The sequence below is a fragment of the Streptomyces sudanensis genome (assembly GCF_023614315.1).
In the GTDB taxonomy this organism is placed as follows: Bacteria; Actinomycetota; Actinomycetes; order Streptomycetales; family Streptomycetaceae; genus Streptomyces; species Streptomyces sudanensis.
The window spans coordinates 824,236-829,168 of record NZ_CP095474.1 but is presented as its reverse complement, the minus strand read 5'-3'; the positions used below and the strand labels follow the sequence as shown (position 1 = coordinate 829,168).

Genomic DNA, 4,933 nt, shown 5'->3' with positions numbered 1-4,933 from the left:
GGCCGGGCGCCGCCCGGCCTGCCCTCGTACCGCTGCGGGCGCTCGCCGGGGCGGCTCCCGCGCGGCACCTCCGGGCGGGGGGCGAGCCGCCCGCCACGCCGTCCACCGGACCACTCGTCCATGTGCGCACCCTTCCGGTCGCCGCGTCGTGAGCCGGCCCCGTCGGCCGCGTCCTCCCCGGCGGCGCCCGCCGTGACCGCGCCCCCGGGCGGGGCGGCGGGCCGCGGCGGCCTCGGGCCGCGGGAGGGGCTGCTCCTGTGCTGCTCCACGGTGACAAAGTAGGCGGGGGGCGGCCCGAAAGCCGGTACGAGACACGCCTTCGGGGCGACCTTGGCGTGAAGTCCCCCGCCCGGGCCCCGCCCGACGCCTCCATCCGGATCCCGCCCGACGCCCCTGCCCGGGCCCCGCCCGGGCCGGGTCCGGCGTCCCCGCCCGGATCGCGCCCGGACCCCGGCCGCCCGCCCGTCACCGCGGGCGCCGGCCCGCCCGTAAACTGGGGGGTCGGCCCACCATCCACACTTCTAGGGAAGTCGCCAACGTGTCGCTCACGATCGGAATCGTCGGCCTGCCGAATGTCGGCAAGTCGACCCTGTTCAACGCCCTGACCAAGAACGACGTGCTGGCGGCCAACTACCCGTTCGCCACGATCGAGCCCAACGTCGGCGTCGTCGGCGTCCCGGACGCGCGCCTCGACCGGCTGGCCGAGATCTTCGGCTCGCAGCGCGTCCTCCCGGCGACCGTCGACTTCGTCGACATCGCCGGCATCGTCCGCGGCGCGAGCGAGGGCGAGGGCCTGGGCAACAAGTTCCTCGCCAACATCCGCGAGTCGGACGCGATCTGCCAGGTCATCCGTGCCTTCAAGGACGAGAACGTCGTCCACGTCGACGGCAAGGTCTCGCCGAAGGACGACATCGAGACGATCAACACCGAGCTGATCCTCGCCGACCTCCAGACCATCGAGAAGGTCCTGCCGCGCCTCCAGAAGGAGTCCCGGATCAAGAAGGACGTGGCGCCGAAGGTCGCCGCGGTCGAGGCGGCCAAGGAGATCCTGGAGCGCGGCGACACCCTCTTCTCGCAGGGCGTCGTCCAGGGCGGCGAGAAGGCGGAGCTCCTCCACGACCTGCACCTCCTCACCACCAAGCCCTTCCTCTACGTCTTCAACGTCGACGAGGACGAGCTGACGGACGAGGCGTTCAAGGACGAGCAGCGCGCCCTGGTCGCCCCGGCCGAGGCGATCTTCCTCAACGCCAAGCTGGAGGCGGACCTCGCCGAGCTGGACGAGGAGGACGCCATGGAGCTGCTCCAGTCGGTCGGCGCGGAGGAGCCGGGCCTGGCCACGCTGGCCCGCGTCGGCTTCGCCACCCTGGGCCTCCAGACGTACCTGACGGCCGGCCCGAAGGAGGCCCGCGCCTGGACGATCAAGAAGGGCGCGACGGCCCCCGAGGCGGCCGGCGTCATCCACACCGACTTCCAGAAGGGCTTCATCAAGGCGGAGGTCATCTCCTACGAGGACCTGGTCGCCGCGGGTTCGGTGGCAGAGGCCCGCGCCGCCGGCAAGGCCCGTATGGAGGGCAAGGACTACGTGATGCAGGACGGCGACGTGGTGGAGTTCCGCTTCAACGTGTGACGTTCGATCAAAGGCGCTGCCCGGCCCGCCTGTCGGCGGGTCGGGCCCGGATGCCTGTCCGCGGGGAGTCCTCGTCCGCGAAGTGCTGCGGCTGACGGCCGGCCTGGTCGGAGTGGCTGTGGCCGGTGCTTCAGACCTTGACGATCTCTACGGAAGGGCCGCACAGGAGAGTCAGGTCCTCGGGGTCGGAAGTGAGGACGGTGACCGGCTGGGGCGCGTTGCGGGCGATGACGGCGAAAGCGGCGTCGATGGCGTACGTGTGGCCGTGGAGACGATGGGCGCGGAGGGGGCGGCGGCTTCGTCGGCGACCTCCCTGGTGACGTCGTGGACGTCGACGCGGGAGAGGACCCACTTGGTGCAGGCCGGGTGGATCCGCTCGTAATCGGCCTCAAGAGCGGTCATGGCGCTGGTGGCCACGCGGATGCCCTCCTCCGATGCCGCCTGGACCAGCGCCACGACGGCGCCATGCGTTCGTCGATGATCCGGTTGATCTCGCGCTCTTCCCGCTCCTGGTACGTGCGGAGCGCCTCGATGGAGACGACGGCGGCGACCTGCTTGCCCCGGCGCGTGATCACCGTGGGCAGGTCGTCGCGGTCGGCCCGCTCCACGACCTCGGCCAGGTGCGCCCGGACATCGCGGATGGACTCTATGGGCAGCGACCGTGTCATGCGCCCAAGAGTGCCGGGTGTGCCATGTGTACACAACCGTCGGAGGCGGATGAGGGGTGCGCCCGTGCCGGATGGCTTCCCGCCGTGCCGGGTTGGTGCTGGATGGCCCCTTTCAGTACCGCGTTTTCGCAGGTGGGAGCCCTGGACTGCGTGTTCCGCGAAACCGGTGCACCAGGCGCATCGAGGGTGGCGCGACAGGTGGCCGCGAAGTTCCTTGCTCCGAACGGCGGTTGGCGCCACCGCACCGGGCAGGGGGCTTCCTGCGTCACGAGCCTCGTCACCATCCGACCCGGGCAAGATCGGAAAACATCGGCCTCTCGGTGTGGGGGCGGGCCGGAAGCGAGTGGAGCGGCCGGGTGCGGGCTTCGGTGAGCGGAGCGTACGGGCCGAAGGGCGGTGGCGCCCCCGTTCGGCGCCTCCGCTCGGCGTCCCGGCGGGCGCATTCGGGTGGGCGAGGCGACGCCGGGCGGGCGAGGCGACGCGCTTGGGGGCGCAACTTCCTTGATCGCTAAGGAAGTTGCAGGCCGGTGGCGAATCGGATGATCGTGTTCCGTGTTTCCGGTGAACGCGGCGCGGGGCCTCGGCGGAGCGGCCGTACCCCGGATGTGTGAGCGATCGTCCCGAACCCTTGTGGGATCCCTGTTGATCAGTCAGCCTTTCGCGTGGCAGCCCAAGACGCTCGGCGCCGTGTACCCCGCGGCGTGGTTCGTCGTGCACACATCCCCAAAATTGTCATGCACCTGCCTCAACATCCCCTGCAGCAACGCACCACCCATCAGGAGGACCCCCCACATGTCAGTGATGCGTATGTCGCGGCGCTCGGTCGCCGCCGCCGGCGCGGCGGTCGTCGCCGCCCTCGGACTGGGCACCCTCTCCGCGCACCCGGCTGCCGCCGAGCCGGTGCAGGAGGGCGTGATCCAGTACGCCGACGCTCCCAACTCCGTCCAGGGCAGCTACATCGTGACCCTCGACGAGTCCGCCGCCGACTCGGACGCCGCGTCCGGCAAGGCGGTCGCGGCCAAGTACGGAGCGAAGATCAAGAAGACGTACACCAGCGCGCTCAACGGCTACGCCGTGGCGCTCTCCGAGGAGCAGGCGAGAAAGCTCGCCGCGGACCCGGCGGTCGAGTCGGTCGTCCAGGACCGGGTCTTCACCATCACGGGTACCCAGCCGAACCCGACGTGGGGCCTCGACCGCCTCGACCAGCGCGCCCTGCCGCTGGACAGGAGCTACACGTACCCCGAGCCCGGCGGCCAGGGCGTCACCGCGTACATCATCGACACCGGTGTGCGCATCTCCCACAGCGACTTCGGCGGTCGCGCCTTCAACGGCTTCGACGCCGTGGACAACGACAACGTCGCCCAGGACGGCAACGGCCACGGCACCCACGTCGCCGGCACCGTCGCCGGCACCGCGTACGGTGTCGCCAAGAAGGCGAAGATCGTCGGCGTCCGCGTCCTCAACAACCAGGGCTCCGGCACCACCGCCGGAGTCGTCGCCGGCATCGACTGGGTGACCCGCAACGCGGTCAAGCCGGCCGTCGCCAACATGAGCCTCGGCGGCGGCGTGGACTCCACGCTGGACCAGGCCGTGCGCAACTCCATCGCGTCCGGCGTCACCTACACCCTCGCGGCCGGCAACGACAACAAGGACGCGTCCACCTCCTCGCCCGCCCGCGTCACCGAGGCGATCACCGTCGGCTCGACCACCAACACCGACGCCCGCTCCAGCTTCTCCAACTACGGCAGCGTGCTGGACGTCTTCGCGCCCGGTTCCAGCATCACGTCGGCCTGGCACACCGGTGACACGGCCACCAACACCATCTCCGGCACGTCGATGGCCGCCCCGCACGTCGCCGGCGCCGCCGCCCTGTACCTGGCCAACAACCCCTCCGCCACCCCGGCCCAGGTCTCCTCGGCCCTGACCTCCGCCGCCACCAGCGGAGTGGTCACCAACCCGGGCACCGGCTCCCCGAACCGCCTGCTGTACGTCGGCGGCGGCGGCACCACGCCCCCGCCGCCCGGCTCCCGCTTCGAGAACACCACCGACTACACGGTCGCCGACCTCGCCACCGTCGAGTCGCCGGTCACCGTCACGGACGTCGCGGGCAACGCCCCGAGCGCGCTGAAGGTCGAGGTCAACATCCGGCACACCTACATCGGCGACCTGCGCGTCCAGCTCGTCGCGCCGGACGGCACCGCCTACACGCTGAAGGACTACAGCACGGGCGGCAGCGCCGACAACATCAACACCACGTACACCGTGGACGCCTCCTCCGAGGTCGCCAACGGCACCTGGAAGCTGCGGGTGACCGACAACGCCCGCTACGACACGGGCACGATCGACTCCTGGGCGCTGCAGTTCTGACGCACCGGGGGATCTGACAGGACAGGGGCGGTCGCCGGTCTCGGCGGCCGCCCCACCCGTGTGCCCGCCCGCGCGGCGAGAAGGCGGCGCGGGGCGGNGAGANGGGNGGCGCGGGGAGCCGGGGGCGGTGGTGCCCGCCCGGTNCGCNGGGCGCGTTGGTTCTCCGCGCCCCCCACCGCGTACGATGCGCGCCGCTCATACGTTCGTTCGCACCCGCCCCGACAGGAGCACCGTACCCGTGTCATCGTCCCCGCAGGGCTGGCCCGCACCG

The 4,933-nt window shown here is 71.6% G+C and carries 3 protein-coding genes and 1 pseudogene; 2 read left to right on the top strand and 2 right to left on the bottom strand.

Translation table 11 applies throughout. From position 1 onward, the window contains the following. Positions 1-538: 538 nt before the first annotated feature. Positions 539-1,627 (top strand): redox-regulated ATPase YchF, encoded by a 1,089-nt coding sequence (ychF, locus tag MW084_RS03685; RefSeq protein ID WP_010475786.1) that lies wholly within the window; start codon positions 539-541, stop codon positions 1,625-1,627. A gap of 130 nt (positions 1,628-1,757) precedes the next feature. On the opposite strand, the pseudogene MW084_RS24300 reads toward ychF, so the two are convergent. Further along, positions 1,758-2,086, bottom strand: a pseudogene (locus tag MW084_RS24300) (cupin domain-containing protein); the annotation flags it as partial. Further along, positions 2,026-2,295, bottom strand: a complete 270-nt coding sequence (locus tag MW084_RS03680; protein ID WP_010475790.1) for a type II toxin-antitoxin system Phd/YefM family antitoxin — start codon at positions 2,293-2,295, stop codon at positions 2,026-2,028. The pseudogene MW084_RS24300 and the gene MW084_RS03680, both read right to left, overlap by 61 nt. 792 nt (positions 2,296-3,087) lie before the next feature. Between MW084_RS03680 and MW084_RS03675 the strand changes: the two genes are divergently transcribed. Then, a complete protein-coding gene (locus MW084_RS03675; RefSeq protein WP_029553911.1) occupies positions 3,088-4,662 on the top strand; it encodes a S8 family peptidase in 1,575 nt (524 codons plus the stop codon). The last annotated feature ends 271 nt before the right edge of the window (positions 4,663-4,933 follow it).